The organism is Christiangramia forsetii KT0803, assembly GCF_000060345.1.
Taxonomy (GTDB): Bacteria; Bacteroidota; Bacteroidia; order Flavobacteriales; family Flavobacteriaceae; genus Christiangramia; species Christiangramia forsetii.
This window is the reverse complement of record NC_008571.1, coordinates 1,256,141-1,273,891: the sequence shown is the minus strand read 5'-3', so window position 1 is coordinate 1,273,891 and position 17,751 is coordinate 1,256,141. Positions and strand designations below refer to the sequence as shown.

General features: G+C 38.6%; 20 protein-coding genes and 1 pseudogene. 3 read left to right on the top strand and 18 right to left on the bottom strand.

What is annotated here, in order from left to right; genetic code table 11:
• Positions 1-61: 61 nt before the first annotated feature.
• The 3 genes from GFO_RS05685 to GFO_RS05675 all read left to right on the top strand — a co-directional run bounded on the left by GFO_RS05685 (position 62) and on the right by GFO_RS05675 (position 2,636).
• The gene (locus GFO_RS05685) at positions 62-1,717 is read left to right on the top strand and encodes an ArnT family glycosyltransferase (protein ID WP_011709107.1); all 1,656 of its coding nucleotides are present in this window, start codon (positions 62-64) and stop codon (positions 1,715-1,717) included.
• A 120-nt stretch (positions 1,718-1,837) separates the two neighbouring features.
• Positions 1,838-2,425 carry a phosphatase PAP2 family protein gene (locus GFO_RS05680; protein ID WP_011709106.1) on the top strand — a complete coding sequence of 196 codons (588 nt, stop codon included), beginning with the start codon at positions 1,838-1,840 and terminating at the stop codon, positions 2,423-2,425.
• 4 nt (positions 2,426-2,429) lie between these two features.
• Positions 2,430-2,636 carry a hypothetical protein gene (locus GFO_RS05675; protein ID WP_011709105.1) on the top strand — a complete coding sequence of 69 codons (207 nt, stop codon included), beginning with the start codon at positions 2,430-2,432 and terminating at the stop codon, positions 2,634-2,636.
• Here the strand turns inward: GFO_RS05675 and GFO_RS05670 are convergent.
• From GFO_RS05670 to GFO_RS05595, 18 genes and pseudogenes are all read right to left on the bottom strand, one after another.
• Entirely contained in the window at positions 2,618-2,905 is a 288-nt protein-coding gene (locus GFO_RS05670) for a hypothetical protein (protein WP_011709104.1), read from the bottom strand. The genes GFO_RS05675 and GFO_RS05670 overlap by 19 nt on opposite strands.
• A 2-nt stretch (positions 2,906-2,907) precedes the next feature.
• A complete protein-coding gene (locus GFO_RS05665; RefSeq protein WP_011709103.1) occupies positions 2,908-3,399 on the bottom strand; it encodes an asparaginase domain-containing protein in 492 nt (163 codons plus the stop codon).
• A gap of 447 nt (positions 3,400-3,846) precedes the next feature.
• Entirely contained in the window at positions 3,847-4,668 is an 822-nt protein-coding gene (locus GFO_RS05660; RefSeq protein ID WP_011709101.1) for a universal stress protein, read from the bottom strand.
• Between the two features lie 57 nt (positions 4,669-4,725).
• A complete protein-coding gene (locus GFO_RS05655; RefSeq protein WP_011709100.1) occupies positions 4,726-5,082 on the bottom strand; it encodes a SpoIIAA family protein in 357 nt (118 codons plus the stop codon).
• An 18-nt stretch (positions 5,083-5,100) separates the two neighbouring features.
• Positions 5,101-5,277 (bottom strand): hypothetical protein, encoded by a 177-nt coding sequence (locus GFO_RS17790; protein ID WP_008615607.1) that lies wholly within the window; start codon positions 5,275-5,277, stop codon positions 5,101-5,103.
• 9 nt (positions 5,278-5,286) lie between these two features.
• Positions 5,287-6,603: an APC family permease gene (locus GFO_RS05650; protein WP_011709099.1), complete on the bottom strand. Its 1,317-nt coding sequence runs from the start codon at positions 6,601-6,603 to the stop codon at positions 5,287-5,289.
• Positions 6,604-6,621: 18 nt separating this feature from the next.
• Positions 6,622-6,807 (bottom strand): hypothetical protein, encoded by a 186-nt coding sequence (locus GFO_RS05645; protein ID WP_011709098.1) that lies wholly within the window; start codon positions 6,805-6,807, stop codon positions 6,622-6,624.
• Between the two features lie 3 nt (positions 6,808-6,810).
• Positions 6,811-7,809 carry a sodium:calcium antiporter gene (locus GFO_RS05640; RefSeq protein ID WP_011709097.1) on the bottom strand — a complete coding sequence of 333 codons (999 nt, stop codon included), beginning with the start codon at positions 7,807-7,809 and terminating at the stop codon, positions 6,811-6,813.
• Positions 7,810-7,811: 2 nt separating this feature from the next.
• Entirely contained in the window at positions 7,812-8,492 is a 681-nt protein-coding gene (locus tag GFO_RS05635) for a lipoprotein signal peptidase (RefSeq protein ID WP_041250265.1), read from the bottom strand.
• A 48-nt stretch (positions 8,493-8,540) separates the two neighbouring features.
• Positions 8,541-9,332 (bottom strand): cation efflux transmembrane domain-containing protein, encoded by a 792-nt coding sequence (locus GFO_RS05630; protein ID WP_188619036.1) that lies wholly within the window; start codon positions 9,330-9,332, stop codon positions 8,541-8,543.
• Positions 9,333-9,342: 10 nt separating this feature from the next.
• On the bottom strand, positions 9,343-10,692 hold the full coding sequence (nhaA, locus tag GFO_RS05625) for a Na+/H+ antiporter NhaA (RefSeq protein WP_011709094.1): 1,350 nt from the start codon (positions 10,690-10,692) through the stop codon (positions 9,343-9,345).
• Positions 10,693-10,789: 97 nt separating this feature from the next.
• Positions 10,790-12,193, bottom strand: a complete 1,404-nt coding sequence (lpdA, locus tag GFO_RS05620; RefSeq protein WP_011709093.1) for a dihydrolipoyl dehydrogenase — start codon at positions 12,191-12,193, stop codon at positions 10,790-10,792.
• Positions 12,194-12,282: 89 nt separating this feature from the next.
• Positions 12,283-12,711: a Fur family transcriptional regulator gene (locus GFO_RS05615; protein ID WP_011709092.1), complete on the bottom strand. Its 429-nt coding sequence runs from the start codon at positions 12,709-12,711 to the stop codon at positions 12,283-12,285.
• Positions 12,712-12,757: 46 nt separating this feature from the next.
• The gene (locus GFO_RS05610) at positions 12,758-15,310 is read right to left on the bottom strand and encodes a heavy metal translocating P-type ATPase (RefSeq protein ID WP_011709091.1); all 2,553 of its coding nucleotides are present in this window, start codon (positions 15,308-15,310) and stop codon (positions 12,758-12,760) included.
• Position 15,311: 1 nt separating this feature from the next.
• A complete protein-coding gene (locus GFO_RS05605) occupies positions 15,312-15,743 on the bottom strand; it encodes an MgtC/SapB family protein (protein ID WP_173362634.1) in 432 nt (143 codons plus the stop codon).
• 15 nt (positions 15,744-15,758) lie between these two features.
• Complete coding sequence (locus tag GFO_RS05600; protein ID WP_011709089.1) at positions 15,759-16,649, bottom strand: bestrophin family protein; 891 nt, start codon at positions 16,647-16,649, stop codon at positions 15,759-15,761.
• Positions 16,650-16,706: 57 nt separating this feature from the next.
• A pseudogene (locus tag GFO_RS18120) lies at positions 16,707-16,796 on the bottom strand (zinc-ribbon domain-containing protein); the annotation flags it as partial.
• Positions 16,797-16,966: 170 nt separating this feature from the next.
• Entirely contained in the window at positions 16,967-17,728 is a 762-nt protein-coding gene (locus GFO_RS05595) for an AlbA family DNA-binding domain-containing protein (protein ID WP_011709087.1), read from the bottom strand.
• Positions 17,729-17,751 lie beyond the last annotated feature (23 nt).

Here is a 17,751-nt window from a genome sequence, read left to right as displayed (position 1 = left end):
AGATTTCGTTTAAATTTTCAAAAGATTTCAGTTCCACTTTTGTAGCAATAAACTACAAAGAGTGACCCTAAAAAATACTACTGACCGCTTTTATCTATTATTTATTTGTCTTGCATTTATTTGTCTCATCATTGGTTTAGGTTCTTATGGTCTTGCGGAAAGTAGTGAAGCCAGATATGCTGAAATCAGTCGTGAAATGTTTCTTTCAGGTGACTATCTAAATCCACAACTTTTAGGGATTTTTCATTTTCATAAGCCACCTATTACCTATTATATTACCTCTTTGGGCTATAAAATATTTGGTATCAATGAATTTGGCGCTAGATTTTTTCTTCAAGTTGCTATTGTAATTCAGCTTCTTCTAATTTATGGTTTAGCTCATTTACTATTTAGAAGTAGAAAAATTGCTTTTCTCTCCGGATTGATTTATTTCTCCATGCCTATTGTTCTTATATCAAGTCGAAACCTTACTACAGATGCATATTTAACCACCTTTATCATGGCAGCTATTTTTAGCTGGCAGTATTACATCAGCAATAAAAAGTTACCTTTTCTCTATCTGTTCTATATACTACTTGGGTTGTCACTTTTGACTAAAGGTCCGGTTGCACTCTTATTTGTTCTGGTATATATCTTCACCTATAAAATCATATGTAAATCTGGTTTTAAGATCAATACACATCATGTATTTGGTGTTTTAATATGCTTAACTATAGGAGCAAGTTGGTTTTTACTTTTAGTGGTTGAAAATCCAAAGCTCTGGGACTATTTTATTGAAAAACAAATTGCGGGAAGAATGACTGGTAGTTCTTTTAGTGAAAGAGCTAAACCTTTCTGGTATTTTATTCCCATAATATTTGGTTTACTTCTCCCCTGGCTAGTTGGAAGTATTCCTACTTTTAAATTTAAACTGAAATCTCTTTATAAGACAAAAAATCAATCTCTGGTTTTATTGATATCCAGTAGCCTGTTAATTCTACTTTTCTCAGTATTTCGTACCAAGCTTATATTATATATCCTTCCTGTATTTTGGATGATGGTTATTTATATAGCCAAACAATTAGAGAGCCTGGACAAGGAAAGTAAGAAATGCATAAGCCTGGTTTACTTGATAATTTTGACCATACTATTTATTGGTCTTCTTATTTGCTGGTTTTCTGAATTTGAGTTTATTAATATTCATACTTCAGCAATTATCACCTCCTTTTTAGTAACTATATTTTCTTTCGCTGTTCACTATTTCATAGAAAATGATAAAAAATATAAACCGGCAGTAGTTGGGGCTATTTTTAGTGGTGCTGTACTTTTAATTTCCAGCACTATTTTAAAAACAAATAGCCCATTAATTAACTCTACCCGACATATGGCAAATTTCATCAATACTATTTCAAAAGAGAAGGATAAAACCATCTTGGTTTACGACTATTTACTTACTTCTATTCCATTTTATTCTAATGCTGAATATATCACACTACAATCCACTCATAGAACAACAGATAGGGAAGTTCAATTTCAGAATAATGAGGATTGGAGGAAACAATTATGGGATGTGAATACTCCTGATGTAATAGCTAATCTTAAACAGTTATCCAAAGCCCGACATACTTTTCTTTTAGTTCGGAATAAATCGGAATTAAACGAAAATATCCAATTCTTGAGAAATGCGTTTGATCAAAAAAAGGAGTATCCTAAATGGACGATTTTTTACAATAATTAAGACTTTAGATTTCCTTTAGAATCTCTTTAGATTCTCAAAAGACTTTTCGTTCATCTTTGCTATCAGAGAAAATCAAAAGCCTATAGATAACATTTACTCAAATCTAAATTTTACTAATTAATGCTTATCTATTTGCAAAATTTCAAATCTTCATTTTGGACAGTAATCATCGTTTGCTGTCTTCTATTTGCTCAGTTTTCTTATGCTCAGGATACAAGTGAGACCATTCCACAAGTTGGCACAGTACAAAAAATAGGTGACGTAATATTGATTGCTTTACCTGTTGCGACTTTAGGAACCAGCTTGATTAAGGGGGATAATGAAGGAGCCTGGCAATTTACAAAGGGGCTATTACTTACAGAAGCAGTCACATTTGGTTTAAAATTAGGGGTAAATAAGCAAAGACCAGATATGAGTAATGATAATTCTTTCCCATCAGGACATACCTCTACCGTTTTTCATAGTGCAGGATATATACATAGAAGATATGGTTTTAAATATAGTATACCTGCCTATGCTCTTGCGGGATTTACAGCCGCAAGTCGTATAGATTCCAAGAAACATGATATCCTGGATGTTCTTGCCGGAACAGCAATTGGTTTGGGAAGCAACTTAGTCTTCACGACAGAGTATCAACAGGAGCACATGGAATTAACTTATGATAATTTTGAAGGGAATCATTTGATCGGCTTTAAATACAAATTTTAGAAGTATGAATAAAATTGAAACATCTATTTCCACAACAAATAGAAGAAACTTTATTAAAAATGCCGTGCTGGCATCTTTAGGTTTTTCAATTTTATCTAGCTGTAATACAGAAGAACTATTTTGTAAACAAGAGGCTGTGGAAGGTATTATACCCGATCCAAATGATTATTTAAGCTTACCCCCTGGATTTTCTTATAAAATAATATCATAATCTTTGAACAGGTAATAAATCATATATAGGCATAATGCAATGGCAACCCCATAAGTAATAATGTACTGGAGAATAAGTGGATCGGTTAAATTTTCAATAGGCAAAAATCCCCCGGTGGCATTGTAAGCGATGTACAGGAGGCCGAGAATTATATATCTGTGGAAACTAAGGTGCTTAAGATTAATGTTTGCAATGGTAGCAATAACTACAATAAAAGTATCTATCAGCAGGTAAAAAAAGGTGGTCCAATGTATTGAGGTGCCGAACATTTTTATTCATTTTTAGGCTCAAACTTGTTTGATTCCAGATTTTTGGTAACATTGCTCCAATGAAAAATCCTGCCATTCATAACCACATAAACATCAGGTTTTAAAAATTGTAAAGCGCAGATTGCATAGCCTAAATTGAATGAAGCATCGGTGTTTGCAGATGATCCTAAAATAAAGGAGCCGACAAGGACGATAGTCTTTTTAAGTTCTTCCTTTCCAAAATAAGTCGCGGTATCTTCCATAGTAAAAGTCCCATGGGTTATTAAAATTTTTTCTGCATTGGAAGCTTTTATTTTTTTTAACAAAAAATTCCTGTCTTCATCGGTAATTGATCGGCTATCCTTAGAAAATGCCCTTTCGATAATATAGGGAAACGAGACATTGGCCAGGTCAAGAAATTCTCTAATCGCTATTTCGCTTTGCTCTGTTTTATTTTCTGGGTTTTCATAATCCAAGCCTTCAATGGTTCCTCCTGTTGTAATAATATGTATCATAATTTTATTTTTTATAGAAATTAATGTTTATGGATATTCCCTTTTAACACAAAAAAGTAAAGCAGAAAAGCAGCTATGATCAGAAGGACAAGCGCGATAATCCCCTTCACCTTATCTTTTTTTGTGATTTTGTTCTTAGATGGTTTCTGAACTTTTTTCTTTCTTCTATTTCTTCTATTTTGGGACATTACATTTTGTTATACTATTTCCAATCCATTTTCTGTAAACGGATTGCTTTTAGGACGGCCTATAAAGCTACGCCAACATTGGCAAATACGGTGTGAAAAAAGCACTTATGACTTAAAGCCGAATGGCAGAGTTATAATGTAACAACAGCTGCCTAGTTTTTCTAAAAACATGCCCTTTTGGAAATTTGTTTAATTTCCAGAAAATAACTTCATAGGACTTATAAAATCTGATATAATTCATTAAAAGCGGGCACTACCATTATTTTAAAATAAGTACAGGAATTTCTGATTTGAAAATCATTTTCCTTCTCAGCCCCAGTTCAGTTAGTTTTTCTATAAAGTCATGTTTCCTGTAAAGTAGCGCCAAAATATCTATGATATTATCTTTCAAAAAACCGGTTATTTTATCTTCGGTTTTCCCTTCGGAAAAAAGATGAACAGAAATATTCTGCAGATTAAAAAACTCCTCATAATAGTTTTTAATCTCCTGTTCATTAATAACTTCATCTTTAATTTTGGAAAAATGAAATATAAAAAGGCGTGCGTTAAATGCCTTTAATAGATTAGCCAGAACCTTTAGTTCCCTATCAGGTTTCAGATTATCTGAATCCAGCGCCAGACAAACTCTTTTTAAATCAAAAGTTTCTAAATCTTCCGGTACTACCAGCACAGGGCAGGGTACATCCTTGCTCACTTTTTCACTGGTAGTTCCTGCGAGGTAACCTTCTACCTCACCTGCACCTTCTGTCCCCATAATTATCAAACTGGCTTTTTCTTCTGTTGCTAGTTGATAAATTATATCTGAAGGTCTTCCTGGGGCTACCATACTCTTATATTTTATTGTCGCCAGACGTGGAAAATTTTCGAGAAATTCCAGCATTTTTTCTTTGTACAATTTCTGATAAGAACTAAAATTGTCGGGAACCGGATAAACTATAGCCCCATATCCGGCATATTGATAACCTTCAGAATAGGCATGAACAAAGATAATTTCTGAATTTAAAGATTCGGCCACCTTTGCGGCATACTCAACTCCAATTTTGGAACTTTGACTAAAATCAATCGGTACTATTATTTTCATGGTTTTTTAATTTTAATTATACATTCAGTTTTTCAATTAATTATTTAAATAAAAGGTTTATTGTTTAATCCACTTTTTGGCAATTTCCTTTTCCTCTAAGTCAAAATATTTTACTTCAGCATTGGTAAAAGGTTTCATGAATTTTGTAATCCAGTCCTGCCATTTTTTGTTGCCCACCATCGCGATTTTCTCATAATCTTTTGCATGGGCAGTATCCATTTTTAGATCTTCCCACAGGCCTGGAAAATCCCAGCCGGTAAAATTCTCCATTTCAAAATACCAGCGTACGTTTAATCCTTTGTCCAAAATAGCATGAATAAGGGGATGTACCTTCTCAATATCCATCTCGGTTAAATCTCCCGATGCTCTGGTTGCAATAATATTATCTCCTGAAATCTCAATAATTTGTAACATATCTATTTTTATTAATTATTAACCGCCTAAATCGTAAAACCATTCTTCAGCTTTCATAATTCCTTCTTTTATGGCATTTCCCTTAGTATAATTCTTTTCTATAACCAGACTTTTAGCAATTTCCAGGGCTTTTTCCTTCACTGCAGGATGGAGGCCATCCAAACTGGTTTTAAATTCTTCAAAGGTCCATTCCATAGCTTCATTTTAATGGTTGAACAGTTCTTTTTCTTTTTCGGGATCTATCTCATTCTTTGACTTTTTGTCCAAAAAATAATCCAGTACGATGCCCACTATAATTGCTCCCACAAAAGCAACATACACCTGCCAGTTAAACTGAACTACCAGAGACAGGCTAATAATTATGGCCAAAATGGGTAGGATAGGTACTTTCCCTATGGAAAGGGGAACTTTAAAAGGTCTTTCTTTGTCAGGTGCTTTATAACGCAAAACGATGAGTGCAATATTCACAGCTACAAAAACGAGTAACGCCCCTAAAGAGGACATTCCTGCGACAATTTTAATATCTCCCAATAATAAAAATGCCGCTACCGCAGCCATAACCACCAGTGTAGTTACCCAGGGTACTTTCTGCGCATTGGTCTTGGTCATAAATTTTGGAAGCTCGCCCACGCTTGCCATACCGAAAAGCAACCTGCTAATGGAAATAATGCCACTAAAAGCCGCATTAGCCGTAGCAAAAAGTGCCGCAACTGCCAGGGCTACGGGCAACCAGGAATTTAAATTTGAAGCGGCCAGCGACAATGGGGAATCTACCTTTGCTATTTCTGCGGGGTCACTTATATTGAGTACCGTAAAAGATATTAGTAGGTATATAATTGTGGTAAACACCATTGTCAATAAAAATGCCCTCGGAATAGTCTTGCCCGGATTTTTTACCTCGGAACCCAATGCTGCCATATGCTCAAAGCCGGTATAAACAAAAAATAAGGTAGCAGTCGCTGCCAGGGTGCCGGAAAAGGACTCCACTTTAAAAAATTCTGATTTTGGTGGTCCTGTTTCCAAAAGTCCGACCGCAATAAGAATAAACAATCCCAATAGCTGAATACTGACCATAATGATATTGGCGGTAGATGATTTTTTGATGCCCGTAATGCTTATCAATGCAAGAATCAGTAGCACAGCATAGCTAACCAGTAAGGAAGGGATGTTAAAAAACGTATTGAAATACCCTGAAAAAGCAAGTAGCACCGCGGCGATGGTGGCCGAACTGTGAAATGCAATCGTCCAACCTGTTAGAAAAGATGGAATGTCGATTTTTGGAAAAGCTTTCCGTACAAAAATGAATTCTGCACCGGCATTAGGATAGGTAGAGGACAGCTCTGCATACGACATTGCCGAGACACTGGCCGCAATGGCGGCAAAAATAAAACTCAACCAAAGGTCTGTTCCCGCCTGTCCAGCGGCTGCACCAATTACAGTATATATTCCAGCACCAACAATGGTACCTACACCATAAAAAGTAAGGCGAAGAGTACCCAGAGATTTTTTTAATTCTGCCATAATACTATTAGTAATATATTATCCATTTCTATCTAAATTCCTTTTTTCCATCTCTGCCTTTACGATACCACGCTCAATAGCCTCTTCTTTTGAACAATTTTTGTTCAAATAGAAATCTCTTGCATAATTTAATGCTACTGCTCTAATATTTTCATCCAGCACATTTAGCCTCTCCTGGTAATCCTTAAATAAGTCCTCCTTCATTTTTTAAAATAGTTTTAGAACAAAAAACACCATAGTTAAGAGATATACAATATACGCTGCATCGAAAACGAATATCTGCCATCTGCTGAACCCGTGAAGCTCCTTGCTTTGATGAACAAATACCGAATATAAAAGCGGCATCAGTCCTACAAAAGCCAGGTTGACCCAAAACAACTGGAAATCTTCGATAGGTGTTGTTACCAATGCCAAAGGAAAAAATGCTATCGTCATGGTAACAGCATTATCGGCAATTACGCTCGTGGTGCCCGCGGTCACTTCACCTCCTTTTACCACACTCCATGTTTTAAATATTTCTGGGGCAGTCGTCATTATTCCGGTAATAAACAGCCCTCCAACAATTTCGGAAATGTTCAACACCGAAACAATATTTTCCGTAGCCTTAACAATAAAAAAAGCACCCACGGCTATTGCCATAGCTCCGGCTACTGATAACCACACTTTCTTCTTATCCCACTCCACACTTTCCCCTTTTTTCCTGCCTTTTATAATGGCACGCATTAAAAAAGCCGCATAGGCCGCCAGCATAATCCACCCATCAATGGGTTGTAACCCACGCCAGGCTTTTGGAAGGGTTAGTATAGCTACCAAAGCAATGATTGCCAGATAGGGGATGGACAATACCGAGACAGAACGTTTGTTCAGGGCCAGCAGGTTGGTATCTAAATGTTTTTGATGTTCCTTATTGTTTTTAAATTGTTTTCTGGAAGCGAAATAGGCGATGGTTACCATGAGTGGGATGGAAATTATATTGGAACCAAGCAAATTTCCTAATCCGATATCAGATACTCCCCGGGCAGCACTTGTAATATTTATCGCCACTTCCGGGCTCGCTGTTACAATAGCTAGGAAAGCTGCTCCTGCAGAAGCTGTAAGCCCCCATTGCTTACGCAGCATTTTCAAAGGTGTTAGGAGTTGATCAGCACCCCAATGTGCGGCCCAAGCTGCCAATCCCAATACTACTACCCAGAGCCAAACGTTCATAACTAATCGATTTTTATAATTGTCCTGTTACTTTCAGTATATTTCAACTTTTTCTTATCCGATATTTTCTGGTCTTTTTTTTGTTGGCTTTGAAAGATCAGGAGTAAAATCACTCCCGTGCTAATCCAAACATCTGCGGTATTGAATACAGGGTCGAAAAAAGTAAATTCATTGCCTCCCCATAATGGCAACCATTCCGGAAGCCTTGTATCAATAATAGGGAAGTACCACATATCCACCACATTGCCATTTAAAAATCCCGCATAACCACCGCCTGAGGGGAATATTTCTGCAATGTTGCGAAGTGCGGGATCACTTTTTTCAAAAAACAGTCCGTAAAATGCACCGTCAATCAAATTGCCCAATGCACCTGCGTATATAAATGCGGCACAGATTATAAAGACTTTTGCATATCCTTCACGTATCATCTTTTTGATATAAAAGGTCCCCCAAATAATGGCTGCTAAGCGAAATAGTATTAAAATAAATTTGGCCACATATCCCTCCCCAAATTTAAAGCCCCAGGCCATTCCGGAATTTTCCAAAAAATGCAAGCGAAACCAATCCAAGCCAAACACGTAGTACTCCTCGCCATAATAAAAATGGGTCTTCACATAAATCTTTATGGCTTGGTCTATTGCCAACAACAGTAAAATCAATAATGCTACATTTCTTTTATTCATAATCATTATGTTGTTAGCAATACATATTGTGTCGATCACATATTTAAATTATTTCGAAATTTTCAATATCCTTATGGCGCCTCGCATTACAAAAGTGAACACGATTCCACCAATGATCAAATCTGGCCATTTGCTATCCAGAAAATAGACCAAAACACCGGCCAGTATCACCCCACCGTTGACGATGATATCATTCGACGTAAAAATGGCACTGGCCTGCATATGCGCCTCCTTACTTTTGGCCTTATTTATCAACCAAAGCGAAATAAGGTTACCCAGAAGGGCGAAAATGGAAACAATGATCATCAATTGGAAAATTGGTGTTTCACTACTGGTAAAAAACCTTCTTAATACCTCTGCAAAACCAAGTGTTGCCAAGGCCATCTGAAAATACCCGCTGAATTTTGCCACCTTCTTTTTTCTGGAAATGGCACCACCTACTGCAAATAAACTTAGCGCATATACTATCGAATCTGCCAGCATATCCAACGAATCTGCAATAAGGCCCATAGAAGAAGAAATCCACCCCGTGGTCATTTCGATAATGAAAAAGCCGAAATTTATCCCGAGGACCCACCAAAGGATTGTTTTCTGTTTGGATTGGTCTTCTATTTCAGGAGGCTCGGCTTCTTCTGTCCCTTGGAAGGAATCCCCAAGGTTTAAACCGGCTATTGATGTTTGTATATCTTCGATTCCATTCACATGATATACTTCCAATTTCCTGTTGGGAATATCAAAATCCAAATATTTCACTTGTGTATAAGCCTCCAACTTCATCCGGATCATCTGTTCTTCTGAAGGACAGTCCATTTGACTTACTATAAAGGTACTTTTGTTCATTTCTCCCATATCACTTAACTATATTTTTCCTTCCTTTATTGGAAGTTAATAAGAGAATTACCGCACCGCCAATAGCTGCAAGTAACGAAGCTATCAAAATACTTATTTTCGAAATTTTAATCAATTCCTGATCATTAAATGCGAGATTGGTAATAAAAAGGGACATGGTAAAGCCAATTCCCGCAATCATACCAATTCCAATTATATGTTTCCAGTTTAGTGTAATATGTAATTCGGAAACTCCAAGTTTTTGCCCAATCAATGTAAAAATACCAATCCCTGTTACTTTACCAATTGCTAATCCCAAAAGGATCCCCAGCCCCAAAGAACCGGAAACAACCTCAATTAAATTTACATCGAGCTTTACTCCCGCATTCGCGACTGCAAAAATTGGAATGATAAAGAAAGCATTGAAATCAACAAGGGAATTTTCCAGTTTGAGCAAAGGAGGCCTTGAATTCTCAGTATCTGTTTTAATGGCTTTTAAAATTATTTGTTGTTTTTTATCCTGAAGGGGATTTAATTTTTCCAGCTCTGTTTTCTCAAGATTAGTAACGTTTGTGGCAGTCCTTTCTTTTAATATTTTACTGTCTAATTTGGGCACTATTGGAATGGTAATGGCAAAAAGTACCCCCGCAATAGTTGGATGGATCCCCGAATTAAGGAAGCAATACCATAAGATGATCCCAATAATAATATACCAAATCAAATTTTTGACCCCAGTCCAATTCATTAATAATAATAACCCAAATGCCCCCATGCCCGATCCAAGGTATATCCAGCTCAACTCGTTGCTATAAAACAATGCTATCACCAATATGGCCCCTATATCGTCAGCAATAGCGAGGGCTATTAAAAATGTTTTTAACTGCCTGGGGACATTTTTCCCCAGTAGGCCAATAATCCCTAGTGAATATGCGATATCGGTAGCCATAGGGATGCCCCAACCCTTTATATTTTCAGTGCCTAAATTTAGGCTAATAAAAATGAGGGCCGGAACTGCCATACCACCTAAAGCTGCCAACAAGGGGGCTGAGGCTTTTTTAATTGAAGATAATTCCCCCACCATAACCTCCCTCTTCAATTCAAGGCCGGCAACCAAAAAGAAAATTGCCATTAGGCCATCATTGATCCATTCTTCAATTGTTAGCCCAAAACTAAGATGCTCGGAAAATTCAAAAAGCAATTCATCGCCAAGAAAATGATGATAGGCACCTGCCCACTGTGAATTAGCTAAAAGAAGGGCAACTATAGTAGCAATTATTAAAAAAATCCCCCCAGCTGTTTCCCTGTCGAGGAACTTTGTTGCCGTTTCCCTGATATACCCAATAGTGGATTGATTTCGAACTGATTGCCCCATTTGATCTTATCTATTTTTTGAGTTAATTATTTAAACCTTAATATTTCAAAAAGCTCAGTAGCGTCTTAATTTTTAAGAACTTACTGTTAGGTCAACTTTAAATATGTAATGCCCTATCATCTGTAGCGGCCAGACACGCCTCTTTAAAGGTCTCTGAAAATGTGGGATGCCCGTGTGACATTCTTGCAATGTCTTCAGCAGATGCCCTAAATTCCATTGCTACCACCGCTTCGGTATAACTGTCTGCAATGCGAGGGCCTATCATATGCACGCCCAGTATCTCATCGGTCTGCTTATCTGCGATTACCTTTATAAAACCATCGGTATCCATACTTATCTTTGCCCGTGCGTTTGCCTTATAGGGGAAAGACCCTATTTTTATATTTTTATTGGCCTTTTTCAATTCTTCTTCCGTCAAGCCTACGCCGGCGACCTCGGGCTGGGTGTACACGATATTTGGGATGAGCGAATAATTAATATATGGCTTTTGACCAACAATAGTTTCGGCTACAAAAACGCCTTCTTCACTTGCTTTATGGGCAAGCATCGCCCCCCTGATTACATCCCCAATGGCATATATTCCTTTGACATTGGTTTCGAGATTCTCATCTACGATTATCTGTCCTTTTTCATTGATTTCCACTTCTATGTTTTCAAGTCCTAAATTTGCGGTGTACGGTTTTCGCCCAATGGCCATAAGGCAGTAATCGCCATCTAAACTCATTTCTTCTTTATCGGAAAGGTTTTCCGCTTTCAACACCACTTTGTTGTCCGTTGCTGTTGCATTCGTCACCTTATGTTTTAAATAGAATTCAATTCCCTGTTTTCTTAGGGAACGGTGCAATTGATGTCCCAATGCACCATCCATAGTGGCGATGAGGCTATCAAAATATTCTACTATAGAAACCTTTGAACCCAGGCGGGCGAATACGGAACCTATCTCCACACCGATAACGCCACCGCCAACGACCATTAAATGCTTGGGGATTTCCCGTAGGGCAAGGGCTTCGGTAGAAGAGATGATGCGCTTTTTGTCGATTTTAATATTGGGCAATGAAGCGGGTTTGGACCCTGTGGCAATGATGATTTTATCGGTTGCTATGGTTTCCGTTTTATCTTCGCCCTTAATTACAATCGTATTTTTATCCTTGATGGTGCCGTGGCCTTCATAAACGGCAACCTTGTTCTTTTTCATCAAATAGTCAACACCATTGATAATTTCCTGTACCACGTCCTGAACCCTTTGGTTCATTTTTAGGATATCGACATTGGCCTCTTTTACGTTGATCCCAAATTTTTCGAATTGATGCTTGAGCTTGTAATTATGTTCAGAGGCTTCCAACCAGGCTTTTGACGGGATACAGCCCACATTAAGACAGGTTCCTCCCAGGGTGCTATACCTTTCAACTATAGCCACTTTTAAACCTAATTGGGCACAACGGATTGCACCTACATACCCGCCCGGGCCAGATCCTATTATAGTTACATCAAATTTTTCCATATTCACATTTTTTTAAGTTAGTTACGGTGGAAAAAACCTTAAGCTTGACCATTGGGGGCTGGGATTCAGGCTTAAGGCACTTCCACCTATTATTTTTTACTACAATTTTTACATATCCCTTTTAATACCAGGTTCACATCGTTCACCTCATAATGGTCTGGCAAACTCTCTTCCGATATTTTATTTGGTAAACAGATTGTTTTCTTACAATCGGTACAATGAAAGTGCATATGTAAATCTGTACTGTGTTTAACATTGGTGTTTTCATCAGAAAGCGCATATTTTGCAAAAGCAGTTCCATCGTCAATTTGGTGCACCATGCTTTTTTTCTCAAAGAGCTTTATCGTCCTGTAGAAAGTGGTCTTATTGGCCGTTTTGATATTTTTATTGATAAAGACTTTTTGCATTTCATTTAAACTTACTGCATAAGTTTTCCTTTTGAGGTATTTGTATATCTTCGACCGCATTTGAGTAGGTCGAATACCGTGATTTGTTAATATTTTTTCCGTTTTTGTCATTTAATATTCTTTCAAAAAAGCTGGATTCTTCTAAGTCCCAATTTTTCTAATCTTTTTTATAAGCCAAAAGGCGTAGCGCATTGGCCACGACCACCAAGGTAGACCCCTCGTGAAATGCCACGGCTATCCCTATGTTTGCCCAGCTCAAAATGGTGGCCGGTATCAGCAGTGCCACAACCCCAAGGCTTACCCAAAGGTTCTGCTTGATAATAGCTTTTGCTTTTCTACTCAAGCCAATAGCAAAAGGCAGGGTTTCCAACTTGTCGGCCATTAGGGCAACATCCGCCGTTTCCAAGGCCACATCGCTTCCAGCCGCTCCCATTGCTATGCCCACGGTACTGTTCGCCATTGCGGGTGCATCGTTTACCCCGTCGCCTACCATTGCCACCTTGGATTCCTTTTCCTTTAGCTCTTTTATGGCATCCACTTTTTCCTCTGGTAACAAGCTCCCCCAAGCATCGGTCAATCCTATTTCTTTCGCCACGGCATCGGCAACCTTTTGGTTGTCACCAGTAAGCATAATCATTCGTTTGATACCGATTTCCTTTAATTTTTTGAGGGTTTCCTTGGCAGCTTCGCGAGGGGTATCCATTAGGGCAATAACACCTATATATTCTTGGTTTTTCCGAATAAGCATCGTAGTATTTCCCCCACCTTCGAGGTCACGGACTTTCGTTATTATCTCTTCGGAAGGGGTGCTCTCATCAAGCCCTTCGTACAGGTCGAGGTTACCGACATAGATTTTGTCATTGCCCAATGACGCTTTTATACCTTTGCCAAGCACGGCTTCCAAATCGGTTGCATCAGGTATTTCCTCGCCTTCCATCCGCTCCTTTCCATCGCGAACTACAGCTTTTGCCAGGGGATGATCACTCAAACTTTCCACAGCTACTGCAATTTTGAGAAGTTCATTTTCTGAAATATCCCCAAGTGGTACTACTTGCGTAAGTTTTGGCTTTCCTTCGGTCAGGGTACCCGTCTTGTCAAAGGCGAGCGCGGTAATAACCCCCAAGTCTTCCAAAGGACGACCCCCTTTGATAAGTACCCCGCCACGGGCCGCTCGTGCAACACCGCTCAATACCGCACTCGGGGTCGAAATCGCAAGGGCACAGGGACTGGCAGCTACCAATACGGCCATAGCCCTATAAAAGCTGGCACTAAACGGTTCATCGATGACCAGAAAAGCAAAGAGCAACAACACTACCAATACCAGTACGGAAGGCACAAAATATCTTTCAAATTTATCGGTAAGCAACTGGGTGGGCGATTTTTGGGTCTGGGCCTCGTTCACCAATTTTACCAATCGGGACAGTGTAGAGTCCTTTGCCTCTTTGATTACCTTTATTTCAAGCGTATTGTTGCCATTGATAGTCCCGGAAAAAACGCGGTTTTCGTCCTTTATATCATCGTCTGCCGAATAATCCTTACTCGTATCTTCCACAGGAATTTTATCCACCGGTACGCTTTCCCCTGTGATGGGGGCTTGGTTGACACTACTTTTACCATCGACCACAACGCCATCGGCAGATATTTTACTGTTTGGCTTAACTACAATAATATCGCCTTTATTCAACTTTTCAATACCAACTTCTTTGGTCTTTCCATCTTTTTTTAGCAAGGCCGTTTTCGGTGCTAAATCTGCCAGTGCCGCAATAGATTTTCGGGCTTTCTCCATCGCATAATGTTCAAGAGCGTGCCCGAGGCTGAACAGGAACAGTAACAAGGCACCTTCCGCCCAAGCGCCCAAAGCAGCGGCACCGATGGCGGCGACCAACATTAAAAAGTCGATTTCAAAACCACCTTTGGCCACTGTCTGTATGGCCTCTTTCGCGGTAAAATAACCTCCAAAAAAGTAGGCGCCTATGTAGAGGGACAAGCTGACCCAATCCGGTATCGAGTCCACGTAGGACAATCCGAAACCTATTCCGAGAAGGGCACCGCAAATGATGGCAAAAATAAGTTCGGTGTTTTTTCCAAAAACACCACCGTGGGCGTGGGAATGTTCTTCCCCGGCCCCGTGGCTTTCACCTTCCATATGATTCTGGACTTCGTTATCTTTATGCTTTTGTTCTTCTTTGCCCTTTGCCTTTTTTTTATTTAAATTTTGAGGATTCTTTTCCGCAGGTTCAAAGCCTTTATTCTCAGCAGAGGAGCTTTTATTAACTTTTATGTTTTCTTTTTCTAACTTTGCACTTATTTCATCAAAACTGGTCTCACGCTTATCATATTCTAAACGGATCATTCCTCCCGCATTGGCGGAAGCTTCCAAAACGCCTTTGATATTCAGCAGACTCTTTTCTATAGTCCTTGCATGCCGGGTATGTCTAATCCCCTCAACCTCTATAAGCAAATGTCCATATTTCTCGGTAATTTCAGCCCCGGTTCTTTCTGCCAATGATTGAATTCGGTCAATAGAGATAATGTCCGGATCATAATGAAAGCACAATTGTGGAACCGTATCTTCCTGATCATCTTTTATATGCACTTTTTCAAGACCTTCTTTGGCTTCTAATTCCTCAATAAGTCTTTGTACACAGGTATCTTTTTCATTTGGCACCTGAGGTAGCAGTACCGGAATTTTAAGTTGTAATTTTTTCATTTTAGGTATTGTTTGTTTTATGTTTTTTCAAAAAAGGGAAATGATGTGAAACCAATAATAGAATAAGAAAAGCGGATGTAACACTTCCAATGAGGTACATACCAAACCCAATTGATATACCAACCGCGGCAGTGGCCCAAATTGTAGCTGCGGTAGTCAAACCGGAAATTAAATTTTTCGCGCTATCCCTAAAAATAATTCCTGCACCAAGGAACCCAATACCGGAAACAATATTGGCGACAATGCGGGTTTGGTCAGTTACTTCAATATGAGTATTGATTATTGTAATTAATGCGGCCCCAAGGCAAACGGCTGCATACGTTCTAATTCCTGCCGCATTTCCGTCAATTTCCCTATCGAGTCCTATCAGGACACCTAGTAAAAGAGCGACAAATAATCTCGGTATCAGTGTTATTTCAGTTTGAAAATCCATTGTATTCATCTTGTATTATAAAATATAATAATCTGTTGGCTCTTTCTTTACAGGAACATCTGTTTCACCTATCATTTGTTTAATGTTTATTTCTATCGTTTCGGCCAAATCAGTCATGGGTGTATCCAAAGGGTCGTTTTCAAAGGGATCCTGCATGAGTATGGATGTTTTTTCAATGGCAATGAAAATGACTGGTATAATAAATGTTATAGCGATTTCAACTGCTATATTTTTATCGTCCAATCCAAAAGGCAACATTGTAGCAAAAACGTAGATGATCAAATGAATCAATAAGCTGTGTGCTTTGGGGAAGACAGTATTTTTTATACGTTCGCATTTGCCCATTGAATCACATAACCTGGCTATAGTACTGTCTATCTGTACCTGCTGAAAATCATTGACCATACCAATTTCTTTTGCCTTTAACAAAGTTTCAGAGTGTTGTGACAATAAAGCATTAGGAATATTAAATGCTTTAATCCCATAGGATTCTGAGTATACCTTAACCCGAGTGGAAAAGGGTAGTTTCCTCAACGATTCCCCTAGGGCATAGCACCAGATTACCTGACGATCGGTCATCTCTTTCACCATCTTTTGATAGCCTCCTTGACCCCTTGCAAAAAAAGACACACACTGCCTGACCAGTGTTCTGGAATCATTGACAATAGCCCCCCAAATAATACGGGCTTCCCACCACCGTTCATAGGCTTGATTGGTTCGAAAACCCAAAAGTAGAGCCACCGCAGTACCAAAAACGCCGGTTATTGCAATTGGAATAGAGATTTTTGACAAAAAACCATATTGGTCCATATAGCCAACCAGAATTGAATAACTACCGATAAATATCAGGTCAAATTTTATGGTTTTCAAGAAGTCAAAAATTGATATCCGCTTATTTAAGAGCATATTTAAAAATTATTTAAGTCCGTTCAATAAGTTGTTTGCTTATTCTCATAATGTAAACTATACTTCATTGCTACATTTAGAACAAAATTTTGCATCCATAGGTATTGGTTCTTGACAACTTATGCATTTTACTTTACCTAAAGGCTCGCCACAATGTTGTCAAAAAGAAGCATTTTCAGGATTGTTTTTGCCGCATTTTGTACATCTCACAACAACCTTGGGTTCATTAAATCTTGGGGCATTATTTTTACGTTGATGCTTGTTGGAATGATGACCATAATTTCCTCTTAATAAATGTTTTAAAAATCCCATATTGTTTAGTTTAAGTATGTTTCCATATATTCCAACGCCTCGGGCATATCCAACTCGCGGGTTCCGTTCCCGGTTCTGATAAAGAAATGCGAACGATCGCCCAAATTCAAATACACAGGTTTTTGTGATTTGTGAACCCTTACATAACAGATATCCTTTTCTTCAAATTGGTGAAAAGACACTTTAACCAAAGTGCAAAAATGGGTACCCAACTTGAGGGACACCAATTGCATTATATATTGCTCAAACCCGTCCTTGCCAGGTTTTTTTAAAGTACCATAATCCTGTTCCAGCCCCAGAATACTACCTTCATCATCAATTCCGATAATTAAATGCCCTCCTTGGGTGTTCATAAACCCGGCAATTGTTTTTGCTATTACGTCTTCCAAAGCCTTATTCGGTTTAAACTGCCTCAAATCCCATCTCAAGGTAGATTTAAATTCTACTTGCTGGTTTTCTCCTGCCGCAATCAGCTCTCTGATCTCCTCCAGCTTATCTCTTCTTCCGGTCAATTGAAATATTCTTTGCCTGACCATAAACATAAGCGACAAGGCAATGCCCAGCAGTCCAAATAGCAATTTGATTATGGCTTGATCCAAATCCCATACTCTAAATTCCTGCTGATATGAAGCAAGCAGGTATTTCCACCATTCGCCATTATCTCCCTGCATGTCATACATGTGGAGTGAAATAGCCAGGGGCTGTATTATAAATAAGCCAAGGGCTAATCCAATGAATATAAAAACAAATACTTTCCGTTTTTTCATTTTTACCTTCTTTTATATGCCAT